General features: G+C 38.8%; 14 protein-coding genes, 1 rRNA gene and 2 riboswitches. Of the genes, 4 read left to right on the top strand and 11 right to left on the bottom strand.

Going from position 1 to position 16,374, the window contains the following annotated elements; genetic code table 11:
• The 3 genes from M3166_RS18645 to M3166_RS18635 form a co-directional block, all read right to left on the bottom strand.
• Positions 1 to 93, bottom strand: a 16S ribosomal RNA gene (locus M3166_RS18645); the annotation flags it as partial.
• A 401-nt stretch (positions 94 to 494) separates the two neighbouring features.
• Complete coding sequence (locus tag M3166_RS18640; RefSeq protein WP_251691727.1) at positions 495 to 971, bottom strand: GNAT family N-acetyltransferase; 477 nt, start codon at positions 969 to 971, stop codon at positions 495 to 497.
• Between the two features lie 96 nt (positions 972 to 1,067).
• Entirely contained in the window at positions 1,068 to 2,402 is a 1,335-nt protein-coding gene (locus M3166_RS18635; protein WP_251691725.1) for an NCS2 family permease, read from the bottom strand.
• A 141-nt stretch (positions 2,403 to 2,543) separates the two neighbouring features.
• A riboswitch (purine riboswitch) is annotated at positions 2,544 to 2,645 on the bottom strand.
• A gap of 199 nt (positions 2,646 to 2,844) precedes the next feature.
• Here M3166_RS18635 and M3166_RS18630 point away from each other — a divergent pair.
• Together M3166_RS18630 and M3166_RS18625 are read left to right on the top strand one after the other, a co-directional pair.
• Entirely contained in the window at positions 2,845 to 3,252 is a 408-nt protein-coding gene (locus tag M3166_RS18630; protein ID WP_251691722.1) for an NUDIX hydrolase, read from the top strand.
• 78 nt (positions 3,253 to 3,330) lie between these two features.
• A complete protein-coding gene (locus tag M3166_RS18625; protein ID WP_251691721.1) occupies positions 3,331 to 3,741 on the top strand; it encodes a hypothetical protein in 411 nt (136 codons plus the stop codon).
• A gap of 282 nt (positions 3,742 to 4,023) precedes the next feature.
• On the opposite strand, the gene M3166_RS18620 is transcribed toward M3166_RS18625, so the two are convergent.
• The 8 genes from M3166_RS18620 to M3166_RS18585 form a co-directional block, all read right to left on the bottom strand.
• A complete protein-coding gene (locus M3166_RS18620; RefSeq protein ID WP_251691718.1) occupies positions 4,024 to 4,911 on the bottom strand; it encodes a DUF2382 domain-containing protein in 888 nt (295 codons plus the stop codon).
• A gap of 246 nt (positions 4,912 to 5,157) precedes the next feature.
• Positions 5,158 to 5,307 carry a hypothetical protein gene (locus M3166_RS18615; protein ID WP_251691717.1) on the bottom strand — a complete coding sequence of 50 codons (150 nt, stop codon included), beginning with the start codon at positions 5,305 to 5,307 and terminating at the stop codon, positions 5,158 to 5,160.
• Positions 5,308 to 5,495: 188 nt separating this feature from the next.
• Positions 5,496 to 7,049, bottom strand: a complete 1,554-nt coding sequence (gene guaA, locus M3166_RS18610) for a glutamine-hydrolyzing GMP synthase (protein ID WP_353056591.1) — start codon at positions 7,047 to 7,049, stop codon at positions 5,496 to 5,498.
• Positions 7,050 to 7,167: 118 nt separating this feature from the next.
• A riboswitch (purine riboswitch) is annotated at positions 7,168 to 7,269 on the bottom strand.
• A gap of 31 nt (positions 7,270 to 7,300) precedes the next feature.
• Positions 7,301 to 9,451 carry a transglutaminase-like domain-containing protein gene (locus M3166_RS18605; protein ID WP_251691714.1) on the bottom strand — a complete coding sequence of 717 codons (2,151 nt, stop codon included), beginning with the start codon at positions 9,449 to 9,451 and terminating at the stop codon, positions 7,301 to 7,303.
• On the bottom strand, positions 9,448 to 10,635 hold the full coding sequence (locus M3166_RS18600; protein WP_251691712.1) for a DUF58 domain-containing protein: 1,188 nt from the start codon (positions 10,633 to 10,635) through the stop codon (positions 9,448 to 9,450). The genes M3166_RS18605 and M3166_RS18600 overlap by 4 nt, the downstream gene beginning before the upstream one ends.
• Positions 10,635 to 11,576, bottom strand: coding sequence for an AAA family ATPase (locus M3166_RS18595; protein ID WP_251691709.1), 942 nt, complete (start codon positions 11,574 to 11,576; stop codon positions 10,635 to 10,637). The genes M3166_RS18600 and M3166_RS18595 overlap by 1 nt, the downstream gene beginning before the upstream one ends.
• A 152-nt stretch (positions 11,577 to 11,728) precedes the next feature.
• Complete coding sequence (nadE, locus tag M3166_RS18590) at positions 11,729 to 12,553, bottom strand: ammonia-dependent NAD(+) synthetase (RefSeq protein ID WP_251691731.1); 825 nt, start codon at positions 12,551 to 12,553, stop codon at positions 11,729 to 11,731.
• 18 nt (positions 12,554 to 12,571) lie between these two features.
• Positions 12,572 to 14,041 (bottom strand): nicotinate phosphoribosyltransferase, encoded by a 1,470-nt coding sequence (locus M3166_RS18585; RefSeq protein ID WP_251691707.1) that lies wholly within the window; start codon positions 14,039 to 14,041, stop codon positions 12,572 to 12,574.
• 362 nt (positions 14,042 to 14,403) lie between these two features.
• Here M3166_RS18585 and M3166_RS18580 point away from each other — a divergent pair, with 362 nt between their 5' ends.
• Both M3166_RS18580 and M3166_RS18575 read left to right on the top strand, forming a co-directional pair.
• Entirely contained in the window at positions 14,404 to 14,745 is a 342-nt protein-coding gene (locus M3166_RS18580; RefSeq protein WP_079523171.1) for a P-II family nitrogen regulator, read from the top strand.
• Positions 14,746 to 14,774: 29 nt separating this feature from the next.
• On the top strand, positions 14,775 to 16,127 hold the full coding sequence (locus M3166_RS18575; protein ID WP_251691705.1) for an ammonium transporter: 1,353 nt from the start codon (positions 14,775 to 14,777) through the stop codon (positions 16,125 to 16,127).
• Positions 16,128 to 16,374: the final 247 nt, after the last annotated feature.

Here is a 16,374-nt window from a genome sequence, read left to right as displayed (position 1 = left end):
TCGGTGCAAGCACCAAAAATTCGTCCGCTCGACTTGCATGTATTAGGCACGCCGCCAGCGTTCGTCCTGAGCCAGGATCAAACTCTCCATAAAAGTAGTTTGAAAGCTCATTTGCTTTGCTAGCGATTCAACTTCGTTAGAAGTTGAAATCTATTGTTTGCTTCATTTAAGAAGCTTGTTTCATTAACGTTGCTTGTTCAGTTTTCAAGGTTCATTGTGTCAGTCGTTTGTGCGACTGTTTAAATTTTAACAGCGTTGTTTATGTTTGTCAACAACTTTATTAAAATTTATTTTTTCGTTTGTGTTGTTTGCGTTTGTTTCGCAGCAACGTGATTAACTATACACCCGATACAAAGGATTATGCAACCCTTTATTTAAAGAAAAAATTTTCTGATTTTTGTTCTCTAACTTAAATTGAGTTTCTTCCTATTATATATAGAGTAAAGTTAATTTACTTGTCACCTGAAAATAAATTACCTCTCCTAAAGAAATAACTATTGAATAGCCAATCTCATTTTCCTGCTGATTGTTTTCATAGAATGTTTTTTGTAAAATGCAATGGCTTCTTCATTGAACTCCCATACATTTAACTCCACCTCATTCACATCCATTTCTTTTGCCCACTTTAAACAAGCTTCAAATAAGAGCGATCCAATTCCTTTCCGTTTTTCTGACTGGTCTATACCAAAATCATGAATGTATGCAAACCTCCTATGAACTAACGAAGGGAAATCCGGAGAAGCTTCTATACTGATGACAGCAAAGCCTATTATTTTATTTTCCTCCCGTGCTATTAATACGGTACTTTGCTCTTGCTCAAGCAATTCCAAATAATATTCTTCTGGCATAACACTCTCCACTTCACGGAACACCGTATTGTCCCCCTTTACATGATCGTCATGGCCTTGCCTTACTAAACGATTTACTTCTATATAGTGTTGTTCCTTTGCTTCTTCTATTTTAATAACCATTAACCTCTCCCCCTTTAATATTCAGTTCGATTCCCCAATTATATTTTCCTGCAAAAATAAAAAAACCAGCCAACAATAGTTGACTGGTGAATGATTTTACATTGAACCGACAGTACCTAAATAAATCAGGAAGAGTACTGCGAAAATATACATAATCGGGTTTACTTCTTTTGCTTTTCCTTTTAACACCATTGTTAATGGGTAGAACACGAAACCTACTGCAAGACCTGTTGCGATTGATGATGTTAACGGCATCATTAACATTGTGAAGAATGCTGGTACAGCTACTTCGAATTTATTCCACTCAATTTGTCCAAGTGAAGATACCATTAAAATACCTACGACAATTAATGCCGGTGCAGTAACTGCGTTTGTTACAACACTTAATATTGGTGATAAGAATAGCGCCAGCAAGAAACAGATACCTGTAATGATTGAAGCGAAACCTGTACGTGCGCCTGCTCCAACCCCTGCTGAAGATTCTACATAAGATGTTACTGTTGATGTACCAAAGATCGAACCTGAAATAGAAGCGATTGAATCTGAAATTAATGCTTTACCTGCACGAGGTAATTTATTATTTTTAACAAATCCTGCTTGGTTGGCAACAGCCATTAAAGTACCTGCGTTGTCAAAGAAGTCTACGAACAAGAATGATAAAATAACCGATATCATTGTGAGCGAATAGAACTCAGGATCAGTGAATGCTGAGAATAATTTACCGAAAGTAGGCTCTACACTTGGTGGTGCTGAAACAACTTGGGATGGTAAATCAACTAACCCAATGACCATACCTACGATTGCAGTAATAGCCATCGCAATAAATACGCCGGCCTTCATTCCACGCACTAAGAAAATTACTGTAAGAAGAATACCAAAAATCGCTAACAATACTTCAGCATCGTGTAAGTTACCTAAACCGACAACTGTTGCCTCACTCGCAACGATAATGCCCGCGTTTTTTAAACCGATGAACGAAACGAATAAGCCGATACCAGCACCAACAGCAATTTTAAGTTCCATTGGGATGGCGTTGATTAATTTTTCACGTAATCCTGTAACCGTTAATAATAAGAAGAATACACCTGATACAAATACTGCGGCCAAAGCGTGTTGCCAAGGGCTTCCGTTTGTTAATACAACCGTGTAAGCAAAGAATGCGTTTAAGCCCAGACCTGGCGCTAAAGCTAAAGGATATCTTGCGACAATCCCCATGATGAAACATCCAATTGCTGCTGAAACAGCTGTTGCCACAAATACTGCACCGTAATCCATGCGGAGTGCATCTGGTAAACCTTCAATATCAGATAGCGTTAAAATGCTAGGGTTTACTACTAAAATGTAAGCCATTGCCAAGAATGTTGTAAAGCCACCTAAAATCTCCCGGCGATAATTAGTTCCAAGTTTATCGAACTCGAAATACTTTTTCATAATGAAATTTTCCTCCGTGTTGTCGTCTTCAACATCTAAAGAACACTTAACCTTAAAAACAAAAAAGACACGCAAAGCATAAATGCCGCATGTCCACGATTTAAGGAAAATAAGTATATTACACTCCTATTATAGTAGTGATGTTACTTATTTATAAATCGTAGTCGAATCATTTACGGTGATTCGGTAGAAACTCACGGGCCTTATTCCCGACATTATACGACGACGTATTTAATTTACGTTTGTAATATATCATTTCATTTTTTGAATTACAAGCTATTTCCGAACATTTTTTATGAATTTTAATTCATAGTTCGTAAAAACATCCATAAATTAGTCATTTACTTCTTCTCTTGTGTCTATATTTGTTATTATTAAACTTGGAATACAAAAAAGTCTAATCTAAGTTTCACTATATTTATACTGAATTGGGGAACTCAAATTGAATGAAATTAAGGTAGTGGTAAAAGGAGTTCTTGTTAAAAATAATAAAATACTGATCGTGCAGCGCTCACAGATTGAAGAAGTTGGTGCTGGCACATGGGAGACTGTCGGAGGAAATCTGCATTTTGGCGAGTCATTTGAAATTGCACTGAAGAGGGAATTTTTAGAAGAAGTTGGATTGAATATCACTGTAAAGAATCAGTTGTTTTCAACAACATTCCACACGAGTAAAACGCGACAAATTGTCCTGCTCACTTTCTTATGCGATACAAAAGAGGAGCAAATTACTTTATCCAATGAACATCTACACTATTTATGGGCGACAAAAGATGAACTGCTCACATTGTTACCACAAGAGATTATCGCAGATTTCCACCAACATAACGTGCTCGATTTGTTGGCCTAATAATTATTTTATAGAAAGTTTATAGAGATGTTATATTGCTCCTTTATAGTAAAGTTTAAACAAATAGGGGGGATTTTTTTGCAACAACAACGAAAATGGGCAATGCATTTAATTCGCTTTGCGGCTGTTTCAGGTTTTATCGGTGTATTCATCGGATCAATCATGAGCGGTAACATGAACTATGCTTTACGTCCAGTACACGCACACTTTGTATTGGTAGGTTGGTTATCGGTTTTTGCGTGGGGGATTTTCTATTATTCAGTACCTGTCCGGAAGCTGATTTTTGTTAAAATCCAAAGTATTTTAGGTATGATTGGTGCTTTTGGTTTATGTATAGGAATGTGGCTGCATTATTTAAACCCATTAGATACAAATGAAACAATGAACATGGTGTTCTTCATTGTGGGTGGTAGTCTTTTATTAATCGCATTTTTCTTATTTATAATTGTGACATTTTTTGTACAAATAAATAAAAATAATAATAGCTAACAATCTAAAAACGAGTGTATACACCTTTAATATGTTAAAATAATAAAAAGAAACACAGAATATTAAAGGAGGGGTTTGAATGCCCTATTGGTTACATAACACATTATTTGTACTTTTAATAATTGTTACTTTTGGATGTGTTACTAGTGGAATCGAGTGGAAAACTCGCGAAAAAGCCACTGTTGAAGAATAATTTAAACCTAAAACTACTTACTAGAATATAACTAACATATAAAACAAGGAAGCCTGTGTAAAACAGGCTTCCTATTTTTTATGACTATTTTATAATCCGCGGTTTGTTCGTTTTAACGGATCATTATCCAAATGGTCCAAATCATTTAAATGATTTGTAGTATGGGTCGTATCCTTAACGTCCGCTTCTTCACGGCGAACCGTGTCAGAAACAGTTTCCGTATCAGTCACTTTTCGTTTGCCGACTACGATTTCCTCCGTAACGACATCTTTTTTCGTAACATCCACTTGTTCTTCTGTTACCGGGATATGGATTTTACCCCCTTCTTCATAGGCATGATTGATTCCGTCATGAAGTTTCCCATTTGCATTAAGTGTTGTATCCTCATTCACCGGACGTCTTTCTACATAGACTTCTTCATGCTCTACTGGCACTTCAATCGTTTGCTGCTCTTCGACTACATGTTTGTCGACTTGCACCTCACCTGTTTGCACACGTTTTTTATCTACTTGCAAGCGTTCTTCATGAAGCGCTAAACGTTCTTCATCCGTTTTTTCATAATCCCGCTCATAATGATTATTCACGCCATAATTTTTAGTACCTTCATCAAAATAAGTACCATAGTCTCTATCTACATACAATAAATATTTCCCTGCCTGTAGTTCATCATAATAACGGTTTCGTTCATCCTCAGAGATGCCCATTTGTGTAAAGTGTTGATCACGTACTAAATCTTCACCCATCATGAATGCTTTAAAGCGGTCCCACCAAGAACCTTCTTTATTATCAGTATCATAACCATCCGTGTTTGTGCTGTAACCTTTTGAGTTTCGGTACATAGATAGTTGATCATCACGATTAGATACGATGTACATATCTTCTTCACCATAGCCTTGTGCACGAAGGCGATCCATTTCTGCCTGTAATTCCGCTTCATTGTCATAAATACCATATAATTTGTTATCACGTGTTTCCATGTTTCATTCCTCCAGTTTCATTAAGTTAATTTTTTTATACCGACTGTCTATACTTGTTTGGCATACTATACAATACCTTTCCTCCTAAATAATAAACGTGAGGATAGTAAATTTAACATTCTGTAATAAAAATGAAAGAAAAAGATACACTGCTATGACAATAATTTATTATTAATAAGGGTAAGGCGAAATCAGAGCACAAAAAAAACATAGAAAGATGTAACTCCTTCTACGTTTCCATACAACCTATTTATCGTTTTGTTGCTGTTTCTTTTCCAAGTACTGCGCACGCAATTTTTCAAGTTGTTGCTTTTTATCGAATTGGGCCGGCTTGTTTTTTTCATGATACTTCGTAACAGCTGCCTTACCTTTACTATCCAATTGATATTTTCCCATTTTGTTCACCTACTTTTCCTGTCTTCACAGAGAACCTATTCAATATATAATATACCTCATTTTACTGAAGTAAACCTTAAATTAATCTATTCACAATCTCACCATTCCAATTTCCACAAAATCAAAAACTCTCTTTTAGTTATTTTAAAATAACTAAAAGAGAGTAAATAGTTAAGCGTTATTCAGTACTATTCCCACTCGATCGTTGCTGGTGGCTTAGAAGTAATATCATACAGCACGCGGTTTACGTGTTTTACTTCGTTTACGATACGTACAGAAATCTTCTCCAATACATCGTATGGGATACGTGCCCAGTCAGATGTCATGCCGTCGATTGATGTTACACCGCGGATACCGATTGCGTAGTCGTACGTACGGCCATCGCCCATTACACCTACTGAACGGATGTCAGGTAATACAGCGAAGTATTGCCAAATGTCGCGTTCAAGACCAGCTTTTTTGATTTCTTCGCGCAGGATGTAGTCTGCTTCACGAACGATTTCCAGTTTTTCTTCTGTTACTTCACCAAGTACACGGATACCTAATCCAGGACCTGGGAAAGGCTGACGCCATACAACTTCTTCAGGTAGACCTAATTCAAGACCTAAAGCGCGTACTTCATCTTTGAATAGTGTATTTAACGGTTCGATTAATTCAAACTTCATATCTTCCGGTAACCCGCCAACATTGTGGTGTGATTTGATTGTTTGGGCAGTTGCTGTACCAGATTCAATAATATCTGTGTAAAGCGTACCTTGCGCTAAGAAATCCATATCTTTTAGCTTTGATGATTCTTCATCAAATACGTAGATGAACTCGTTACCGATAATTTTACGTTTTTGCTCAGGGTCAGAAACACCGGCAAGTTTATTCATGAAACGTTCACGAGCATCGATTTTGATCAGTTTCATATCGAAATCTTCTGTGAAAGTTTTCATAACTTGCTCAACTTCGCCTTTACGGTTTAAGTTGTGGTCCACGAACATACAAGTTAATTGGTCACCGATTGCTTTGTGGATTAACACTGCTACTACAGATGAATCAACGCCGCCTGATAATGCACAAAGTACTTGCTTGTCACCAACTTGCTCACGGATTTTCGCAATTTCGATTTCAATGAAGTTTGCCATAGACCAGTCGCCTTTTGCTTCACAAACATTGAATACGAAGTTTTTCAGTAAGTCATTGCCGTATACAGAGTGGCGTACTTCCGGGTGGAATTGTACTGCATAAAATTTACGAGAAGTATCAGCCATTGCCGCAATCGAACATGCCGGGCTTGTCGCAATTACTTCAAAACCTTCTGGCACTGCTGTTACATGGTCACCATGGCTCATCCATACAACTTGATCTTTTGGTAATTCCGCAAATAATTTATTATCCGAAGTAATGTTAATTTCAGCTTTCCCGTATTCACGAGTTGCCGCGCCTTCCACTTTACCGCCATGTGTGTGGGCCATTAACTGCATGCCATAACAAATACCTAAAATCGGTAAACCTAATTCAAAAATCGCTGGATCTACATGGAATGCCGATTCATCATATACAGAGTTTGGGCCACCTGAGAATACGATACCTACTGCATTCATTTCTTTAATTTCTTCAGCAGTAATCGTATGTGGATGTAATTCCGAGAATACACCGAATTCACGAATACGACGCGTGATTAATTGGTTGAACTGACTACCGAAATCAAGAACGACAATCTTTTCTTGCTCTTTTAACAAAGGAGTTGACACTATTTCCACCTCTTCTAATTTTTTGCGGCCTATATTAAGAAAAAAAACGCGTAAGAAAATAATTTCTACGCGTTCATATTTCATCTCTTCTTCAAGTGGGTATAACTATGCCTTATAAGGATATAGTGAGACCCACCGTCATAGATAAGTTATTTAGGGTAACTTAGTAGAAACATCTGGACCATATTACCAGACTTATATGAAGGCACAATACTATTTATTTTTCTAAATTTTACTCTTTCGTCGCATTAAAATCAACCACTCGTACGATTGATTAAATATTCCCAAATTTCTTTCATTTCAGCCGTGTTCATTTGATCGGTCTTTTTCGCATAAATAAGACGCTCATAAAACGCCGTCAACTCACTCATTTTTGTCGTATCCAACTGTCGATCGACACGTATTGCAAACTGTTGCAACGTTTCATCTTGCCCTCGTTTTAAATGAATGCGCTCCAGTTGTTTCAACAATACAAAGTAAGCTTCTTCAAATGTTGCCGCTTTTTCTAATTTTGAACGATTCATTTGGACAGCAAGTTTCGGTTGCCACTTTCCGCGTTTTCTCCATGCAATAATTAACCCGATCACAACAAGTGCCAGTAACCCGTACAACACCCATTTATATTTTGACCAGTCTATTCCACTTGTACCGTTAGTTGATTGCTTAGTTGTATCTTGCTCTTCCAACTCCGGCTTTGGTGCTTCCGGTTCTTCCATTTCGGGTAACTGCTCTTCTTCCGGAGCTTCGAAATCAACGTCATAGTTAATATTCATCGGATTGCTGAACCCAATTGTCGGTTCAAACGGCATCCAGCCAATACCGTCAATATACGCTTCAACCCATGAGTGGGCATCATTATTCGTCACCTGATACGTAAACGTACCGTCTTGTGCACCGATCCGTTCTCCGCTTGAAAAACCTTTTACCCAACGCGCCTGAATCCCTATTGAGCGCAACATGACAACCATTGAAGTAGAGAAGTTATCACAATAGCCAAGTCTTGTTTCAAATAAAAATTGGTCTACATAATCTTGGTCCGCTGAAGGTACTTGTACATTTTTCGTATCATATTGAAAACCACTACGCGCAAAATAACCTTCAATAGCCCGCGCCTTGTCATATACACTGTCATACATTTCCGTAATTTCATGCGCTAAATCAGTTACACGCTGCGGTAAATTAGCCGGAAGCTGTAAATAGCGCGGGTTACTTTCAGTTGAAGATAATGTTTCCTTCAGAGCTACATAACTATATTCCGGCTGCTGGAAGGTCATTTCATATGATGCAGGCGCTATAACATCACTATTGATAAGCGGCAAAATTTTCTCATTGCCTGTATTATACTGCAACCCGGTATGCATCCCGTTTAAATCATAAGAAGTAACTCCATAGGCCTGTAACAGAAACAAATATTCTTCACTTATAGCCTGTACTTCCACCGATTGGGGGTCTTCGTTTCCAGGTTCGATTGAAAGCGACAGTGGATCTGATAACAGGAGCGTGTACTGTACAGACTCATCACTCGATTGTTCCCAACCTTTAGACGTATAAACATCCTTTGTTTCCACACGCCAATATTGACGGATCGGTGTTTTTATTTCATAGATAATCGTATTGTCACCTGCAAACGGTCCGCCCAGTTGCTCATCATTTTCCCCATAACCAACTGTTGCAACTGACTGACTCCCATTACCTCCAATACCCGCTATACTTTTTACATACGGCACCGGATCCGACCATTGAGGCTCTGCTTTCGGCATAAGTGTTGCAACAATACCTGCCATCATGACAAAAATAATAATCGGAGTTGCATACTTCAAGTAGTTCATCCAGTCTTTTTGCATTTCCGCTGCCTGCATAAGCCGTTTTATAAACAGCAAAGATGTAAGCACAAGACCTAGCAGCATTACTTTTATTATTGCCGTTGTGCCATCGTATTCCGTAAAGGTATCGAGTGTCCCGATGAAAAATACTGTAAGCACCAGGAAATAATAAATGCTATAGCGCACACTTACCCAATGCTGAATTAAATAAATCAGCATCCAAATTAATATGAAAAACAGGCTTGTCCTGAATGGGTCACTTACATAAATCCACTCTCCCGCAAGCAGTATATCCAAATTATATTTCAGTTCTTCTGATAAAAATTGCATCGTCGTCAATGCCTCATCTTTATACACACTGACAATAAACCACGTAATATAAGCTAATTTAACGAGCCAGTTAATAATAAAAGGCAGTGAATAGATACCTAGAATTAAACAAATTCCTATGAATAATACAAATTGCGTAAAGTAGCCGGTGTTCGTCAACTCCATAACCGGCACTAGCCATTCTCGTAAAATCAGAAAAACAACAAAATAAAAAATCGCGAGTTCTACTTTTTCGGCTGTGCTGCGTCTCATGCGTGCTTCACCTCCGAATACGTTCGCTGGATTTCGTCCATCCCAATATAATGCACTTCATTATTTTGGCTTATATGTGGAACCGGATCTTTTTGGTCACTTACAACAAAGCATATAATTTTGCGGGCATATTTCGTTCCGGCATTCAGTACTTCTTGCAAATCCGGAGTCATTTCACCCGTTATTATGACAACAACAGAGCGGCTCATCATTTTCTGTTCTTCAAATAACAGACGTTCGACACCAAACTGAGCATCCGGTTCAACTGTCGCCAAATGCTGCAGCACCTTCTCATATTGTTTGCCTGTTTTAATTATAGGCGTAAAATAACGGTCAACTCCAACACTTAACAGTGAAACATCGCCCTGTTTTTTTACAATTTTATTTATATAAGACGCTGTGTAATCGACAACATTATCGAAGTTCTTCTGTACTGCACGATCGATTAGCACAAAGGTATTTTGCGATTTTTGATCTTCAAATTCTTTCGTGCGCAGTTCACCATTTTTCGCAAATGATTTCCAGTGAATCCAGGAAAAGCGGTCACCGGGTACATATTCGCGAACCCCTGTCGCAACCGTTGTATCCTTGATTAAAGAATAGCGGGACTGGCTTGTCCCATGGTCATATTGCATTCCAATCGGCAATAAATTGACGTCGGATACTTTCGGATATACTAAAAATAGCTGCGGGTGATTTATTACAACATTCCGTATTGTCCATCCAAAAAAGTCCGTACATGTAAACAGCAATCCCCTAAAATGATGCTCCCCGCGTTTTAACTCTTTCAATTCATAAGTCCACTTAAACTCGCGTTTCCACCCAACTAAAAATAGTTTCGTTACATTTCCATTCGGTTTTTCAAAATGTTGTTCCCTCATCGGCAGTTCTCGGACCATCATGAAAACAAACGGAAACCAGCTCGTATTCCGAAATGTTACGGTAACTTGTACATTGCTCCCACTTTCAATTCGTTCCTTCGATAAAGTACGGGATATTTCTTTAAAACGAATCGGAATAATCGCCAGTAAAATTGAATAGACCAAAAACGGCAGAATCGTGAAGAAAACAAACCAGCTTACAAAGCCCCCTTGGAACATTGCATAACAATACGTAATAATGAGCAACGAAACAACGGTAATTAAACGCCCGCCATGCTTCAGAAACTGCTTAATTCCCTTCATTACGGTATATACCTTTTCACAGGAACATGGACATAACGCAGAACACTTTCAATCACTCGTTCTTCCGTAATTCCTTCATAGCGTGTTTCTGGTTTTAAAATAATTCGGTGGCCGAACACGAATTTCGCTAAATATTGAATATCATCGGGGATGACATAATCTCTCCCCTTCATAAAGGCATAGCTTTGCGCGGCACGCATTAATGCGATGGAGGCACGGGGACTTACACCTAAATACACATTTTCATGATGACGTGTATGCTGTGCGATCGACACGATATATTCTTTAATATTATTTTCTACATGTACTTGTTTTACTTGTTCTCTTAAATCGTTCAGCTGTTCAATTGTTAATACCGGGAAAAGGTCATCAATCGGAACAGACCTTTCGGCACGATTCAGCACTTCGATTTCCTCTTCTTTTGTCGGATAGCCCATTTTTATTTTCAGTAAAAAACGGTCAAGTTGCGCTTCCGGAAGCGGGTATGTCCCTTCATATTCAATCGGGTTTTGTGTTGCCATTACAAAAAACGGTTTCGGCAATTGAATTGTTTCACCGTCTACCGTAATTGACCCCTCTTCCATACTTTCCAACAAAGCGGCCTGTGTTTTTGGTGAAGTACGGTTTATTTCATCCGCTAATACAATATTGCCGACAATCGGCCCCGGACGGAATTCAAACTGCAATGTTTTCGGATTATATATAGAAACACCTATTACATCAGATGGTAGTAAATCCGGTGTAAATTGAATACGTTTAAAGCTTGCGCCTAAAGACTTTGAAAGCGCACGTACCATCATCGTTTTCCCAACGCCCGGCACGTCTTCCAGTAATACATGCCCTCCTGCTAATAGTGAAACAATACTTAGCTCGGCAATCTCTCTTTTACCTATCATCACTTTTTCAATATTCCTGATTATTCCTTCGATCTGCTCATTCATAATAGTCCTCCCACTTGAAATCGTTGCTTCTTTGGCATGTAGTTTAAGCATAACGAAAACAAAATGCGAGCACAACTAGTTTCCCTTTAAAATGGAAAATCACCCCACTTCATCAAAAAGAAGTAAGGTGATTCATCATGTTCTAATGTGTATTATTGTTTCCAGAAATCATCGAAAATTGTAATCGGCATATGACGTTTATGCATCGAGCGCAAGTAATGCCCTTCAAGCTTCTCACGTGCCTGCTCGGGTATTTCCTTGCCTTCTAAATAATCATCAATTTGCTCGTACGTAACACCAAGTGCTACTTCATCCGGCAACGCAGGTCGGTTTTCCTCTAGATCTGCAGTCGGAATTTTTTCATATAAATGTACAGGACAGTTTAAATGTTTTAAAATGGCACGACCTTGGCGTTTATTTAAACGGAAAATCGGCATTAAATCCGTGCCACCATCACCATACTTTGTATAAAAGCCCGTTACTGCTTCTGCACCATGATCCGTGCCAAGTACGACACCATCATTCGATGCTGCAATCGAATATTGAACTTTCATTCGTTCACGTGCTTTTTCATTTCCTTTTGCAAAATCACTCAACGTAATTCCTGCTTCCAAAAGCGCATTTACACTTGCATCCACAGCATTTTTAATATTAACTGTATACACTTCTGTAGGCTGAATGAAATCGAGTGCATCTTGGCAATCTTTTTCATCGAATTGTTTGCCATAAGGTAATCTTACCGCCCAGAACGAGTAAACGGATGACCCCGCTTCTTCATTTAGTTCATCAACAGCCATTTGTGCTAGCTTACCCGTTAACGTTGAATCTTGGCCACCGCTAATACCGAGCACAAATCCTTTTAAGAAAGGATGATGTTTTGCGTATTCCTTTAAAAAATCAATAGACTTACGGATTTCCTGTTCTACATCGATTGTTGGCTGTACTTTTAACTCTTCAATAATTTGTTTTTGCAACATAGACAATGTCCTCACTCCTTATCGTTCTTCGAGTTCTGTTACCATATCGCGCACTTCTTGGATATTGCGCATTTTATTATCCCAACATTTTTGACTTAAATCGACTGGATATTCCTCGGGATTTAACGAACGTTTATATTCATCCCAAAGTAAATCCAAGTTGTTGAACGCATATTGACGGATTTCCATTAATGTTGGATTTTCATAAACAACTTCACCTTTATCAATCACTTTTCGGTGTAATTCCTTCGCCTCAAAGTTCGTTACGAATTTTGAGATAAATGTATGCACCGGATGGAACATTTTAATTCGTTCTTCAGCAGCAGGATTTTCATCAGCCATCGCAATGTAGTCCCCTTCTGATTTCCCGCTTTTTTTATTAATAATCCGGTAGACTCTTTTTAAACCAGGTGTCGTTACCTTTTCAGCATTAGCTGAAATTTTAATCGTATCTTCCATTTCACCATGATCATTTTCGATGGAAACCATTTTATAGACAGCACCTAGAGCAGGCTGGTCATATGCAGTAATGAGTTTTGTACCAATTCCCCACATGTCCACTCGGGCACCTTGCGCTTTTAAGTTTAAGATCGTATATTCATCCAAGTCATTTGAAACGATAATTTTCGCATCAGGGAAACCTGCTTCATCAAGCATTCGGCGTGATTCCTTTGAAAGAAAGGCAATATCTCCGCTGTCTAAACGAATTCCGATAAAGTTAATTTTATCGCCAAGTTCTTTTGCTACTTGGATCGCCGTCGGAACACCTGACTTTAATGTATTGTACGTATCAACTAAAAACACACAGTCTTTATGACGCTTGGCATAGGAATGGAATGCATCATAATCGTTTTTATATGCTTGAACTAATGCATGTGCATGTGTACCCGATACAGGAATATTAAACAGCTTCCCTGCTCGTACATTTGAAGTAGATTCAAAACCGCCGATTACTGCGGCACGAGCTCCCCAAACAGCTGCATCCATCTCTTGCGCGCGGCGTGTACCGAACTCCATTGCAATTTCTTTCTGAACAACTTGTTTGATACGGCTCGCTTTTGTCGCAATCAGCGTTTGGTAGTTTACGATATTCAATAGCGCTGTTTCAATCAGCTGTGCTTCCACTAGCGGCGCTTCAATTCGCACAATCGGTTCGTTTGCAAAAACAAGTTCACCTTCCTCCATCGAATACACGGAACCTGTAAAACGAATCGTTTTTAAGTATTCGATAAAATCTTCTTTATAATGAAGTTCATCTCGTAAATATGCGATATCCGTTTCACTGAATCGAAAGTCTTTTAAATAATTCAGCATGCGCTCCAAACCAGCAAAAATTGCATAGCCGTTCCCGAACGGCAATTGTCTGAAATACAACTCAAATATAGCTTTTCGGTTATGCATTCCGTCTGCCCAATAGCTTTCCGCCATATTAATTTGATATAAATCGGTATGCAAAGCAAAACTATCATCTACATACTTATCGTTCATCGTAAGTTCCCTTCTTCCAAAACATAATTTAGTCATAGTATACACCATCTTCAATTAATTCGAAGTATGAAGATTATTTCTTCCATGTGACCTACTTTTACATGGCAGTTTATTTTGCTGTGCTGGTTATATAGTTTTCCCCAATTGACTAAATAAAAAACGTTTCGAAACTTCAGTCGGGCAATCAACTTCCGGATTTCAACCATCCAACAAACCTTATCCCACCTTCCTTTTTTTGACATCATCTCACAATGCGATTAAACCAATCGAAAATTAATGTTAATTTTCCTAACATTAGTTATTGATTTATCCGAAAATTCAATTTATCATGTTAGATAACATAACACAAGGAGTTGTTGAGCATGAAAAAAATTGAAGCGATTATTCGACCTGAGGTGTTTGCACAAGTTCGAGAGGGGTTAGCTCTTGAAGGAATTGATGGATTAAGTATTTCCGAGATTGCCGGAGCTGGGCGACAAGAGGGAAAAATCGGATTGTTCCGCGGAAACTCTTTCTCAATGGAATTTTCGCAAAAGCTCAAGCTCGAGATGGTTGTTGACAACGCAAAAGTTCAACCGATTATTGATGTATTATTGCGTGAAGCTTCTACAGGTGAAGTTGGTGACGGTAAGATCTTTATCTATCCTGTAGAGCAGGCAATTCGTATACGCACAAAAGAGCTTGGCTCAATTGCAATTGACTAAAAAAGTGTACCTAAAAGGAGGAGTTTTTAATGACGAATGAAGCATTGGAATTATCGATTAACTTAGTTTGGGTAATGCTTGGGGCGTTTTTCGTATTCTTCATGCATGCGGGATTCGCGATGGTGGAAGCAGGGTTTACACGCTCTAAAAATGCCGTCAATATTTTAATGAAAAACATTTTAACAATTTCAATCGGGGGTCTTGTCTATTTCGCAGTCGGATATGCCATTATGTTCGGTGAAAGCTCCGGCGGATTGATCGGCACTTCCGGTTTTGCATTAAGCGGTGTAGATGATATCGCATTTTTCGTATTCCAGGCAATGTTTGCTGCAACATGTGCAACGATCATTTCAGGTGCTGTTGCTGAACGTACAAATATTATGGCCTATATCGCCTTGGTCATTATCATGACAGCAATTATCTATCCAGTTGTCGGGCATTGGGTATGGCAAGGTGATGGCTGGTTAACTTCTTTAGGCTTCGTCGATTTTGCCGGCTCAACTGTTGTACATTTAACTGGTGCTGTTGGAGCTCTAGTAGTTGCAGCAATCGTCGGTCCTCGTGTCGGGAAGTATGCTAAAGGTGTTGTAAACGTTATTCCCGGTCACTCCATTCCACTTGGCGCATTAGGTGTTTTCATCCTTTGGTTAGGTTGGTATGGCTTTAATGGTGCATCAACATTGGCAGCAGATCCAGCATTAGTTCCTGGCGTTATTGCAAATACTTTCTTATCTGCATCTGCTGGTGTAATTGCTACTGCATTTTATACACGTCTTCGTTATGGCTTTATCGATGGTTCTTTAACACTAAACGGTGCTTTAGCTGGTTTAGTAAGTATTACTGCCGGTGCTGCTAACTTAAGCATTGTCGGATCTATTATTGCAGGTGCTGTTGGTGGCGTTGTGTTAGTAGAAGCGGTCCGCTTTATTGAACATAAACTAAAAGTGGATGATCCGGTTGGTGCTGTTGCTGTACATGGTGTAGCTGGCATTTGGGGTACGTTAGCAGTCGGATTATTCGATACTGCTGGTGGCGGTCTATTTTACGGCGGAGGTGCTGAATTACTAGGCGTGCAGGCATTAGGTGTTGTCGCAGTAATTGCGTGGACTGCGAGTACTGTTGCCATTGCAACATATATTATTAAAGTATTTATCCCTCTACGTGTTACACACGAAGAAGAAGTCCAAGGTTTGGATATTGCAGAACATGGCGCATACGCTTATGAAATGCAGGAAACTTTTAAAGGTCTTACAAAATCAAATGACAGTTTTGCCCAACGTCTAACGAACTTAGGAAGAGTTCCTACTCCTTCTAACTTACAAGATAGCGGGTCTAAAACTAAAACAGGGTTCCCGAATTCTTTAAGCTCTACCAAGAGCTAAAAGCGAAATGTGTGCCCCCTTCCCCCACACATTTTCGAACCATTCTTTCAATAAATTATAAACTCAACAAGGAGCTGTTCTGAAAGTTTTTTCAGACAGCTCCTTGTTATTTTGCTTTCTTTACTCATTAGGATTATCCTAATATATAGAAATTGATAGTGAAGGAGCAACATATGATAGAAAAGGTATTCACTTTAACAATGTAGCGTTTAACCGCATGCAGAAGATTAAAACGGGTATTAATTAA

This window comes from Solibacillus isronensis, assembly GCF_023715405.1.
GTDB classification, from domain to species: domain Bacteria; phylum Bacillota; class Bacilli; order Bacillales_A; family Planococcaceae; genus Solibacillus; species Solibacillus isronensis_B.
The sequence above is the reverse complement of the archived record's forward strand: the minus strand, read 5'-3'. Positions and strand labels throughout refer to the sequence as shown.

What these genes read in the sequence shown, in the direction of transcription:
- M3166_RS18640 (WP_251691727.1), bottom strand. Translation starts at nt 971, where the DNA reads ATGGTTATTAAAATAGAAGAAGCAAAGGAACAACACTATATAGAAGTA.
- M3166_RS18635 (WP_251691725.1), bottom strand. Translation starts at nt 2,402, where the DNA reads ATGAAAAAGTATTTCGAGTTCGATAAACTTGGAACTAATTATCGCCGG.
- M3166_RS18620 (WP_251691718.1), bottom strand. Translation starts at nt 4,911, where the DNA reads ATGGAAACACGTGATAACAAATTATATGGTATTTATGACAATGAAGCG.
- M3166_RS18615 (WP_251691717.1), bottom strand. Translation starts at nt 5,307, where the DNA reads ATGGGAAAATATCAATTGGATAGTAAAGGTAAGGCAGCTGTTACGAAG.
- M3166_RS18605 (WP_251691714.1), bottom strand. Translation starts at nt 9,451, where the DNA reads ATGAGACGCAGCACAGCCGAAAAAGTAGAACTCGCGATTTTTTATTTT.
- M3166_RS18600 (WP_251691712.1), bottom strand. Translation starts at nt 10,635, where the DNA reads ATGAAGGGAATTAAGCAGTTTCTGAAGCATGGCGGGCGTTTAATTACC.
- M3166_RS18595 (WP_251691709.1), bottom strand. Translation starts at nt 11,576, where the DNA reads ATGAATGAGCAGATCGAAGGAATAATCAGGAATATTGAAAAAGTGATG.
- nadE (WP_251691731.1), bottom strand. Translation starts at nt 12,553, where the DNA reads ATGTTGCAAAAACAAATTATTGAAGAGTTAAAAGTACAGCCAACAATC.
- M3166_RS18585 (WP_251691707.1), bottom strand. Translation starts at nt 14,041, where the DNA reads ATGAACGATAAGTATGTAGATGATAGTTTTGCTTTGCATACCGATTTA.
- M3166_RS18580 (WP_079523171.1), top strand. Translation starts at nt 14,404, where the DNA reads ATGAAAAAAATTGAAGCGATTATTCGACCTGAGGTGTTTGCACAAGTT.
- M3166_RS18575 (WP_251691705.1), top strand. Translation starts at nt 14,775, where the DNA reads ATGACGAATGAAGCATTGGAATTATCGATTAACTTAGTTTGGGTAATG.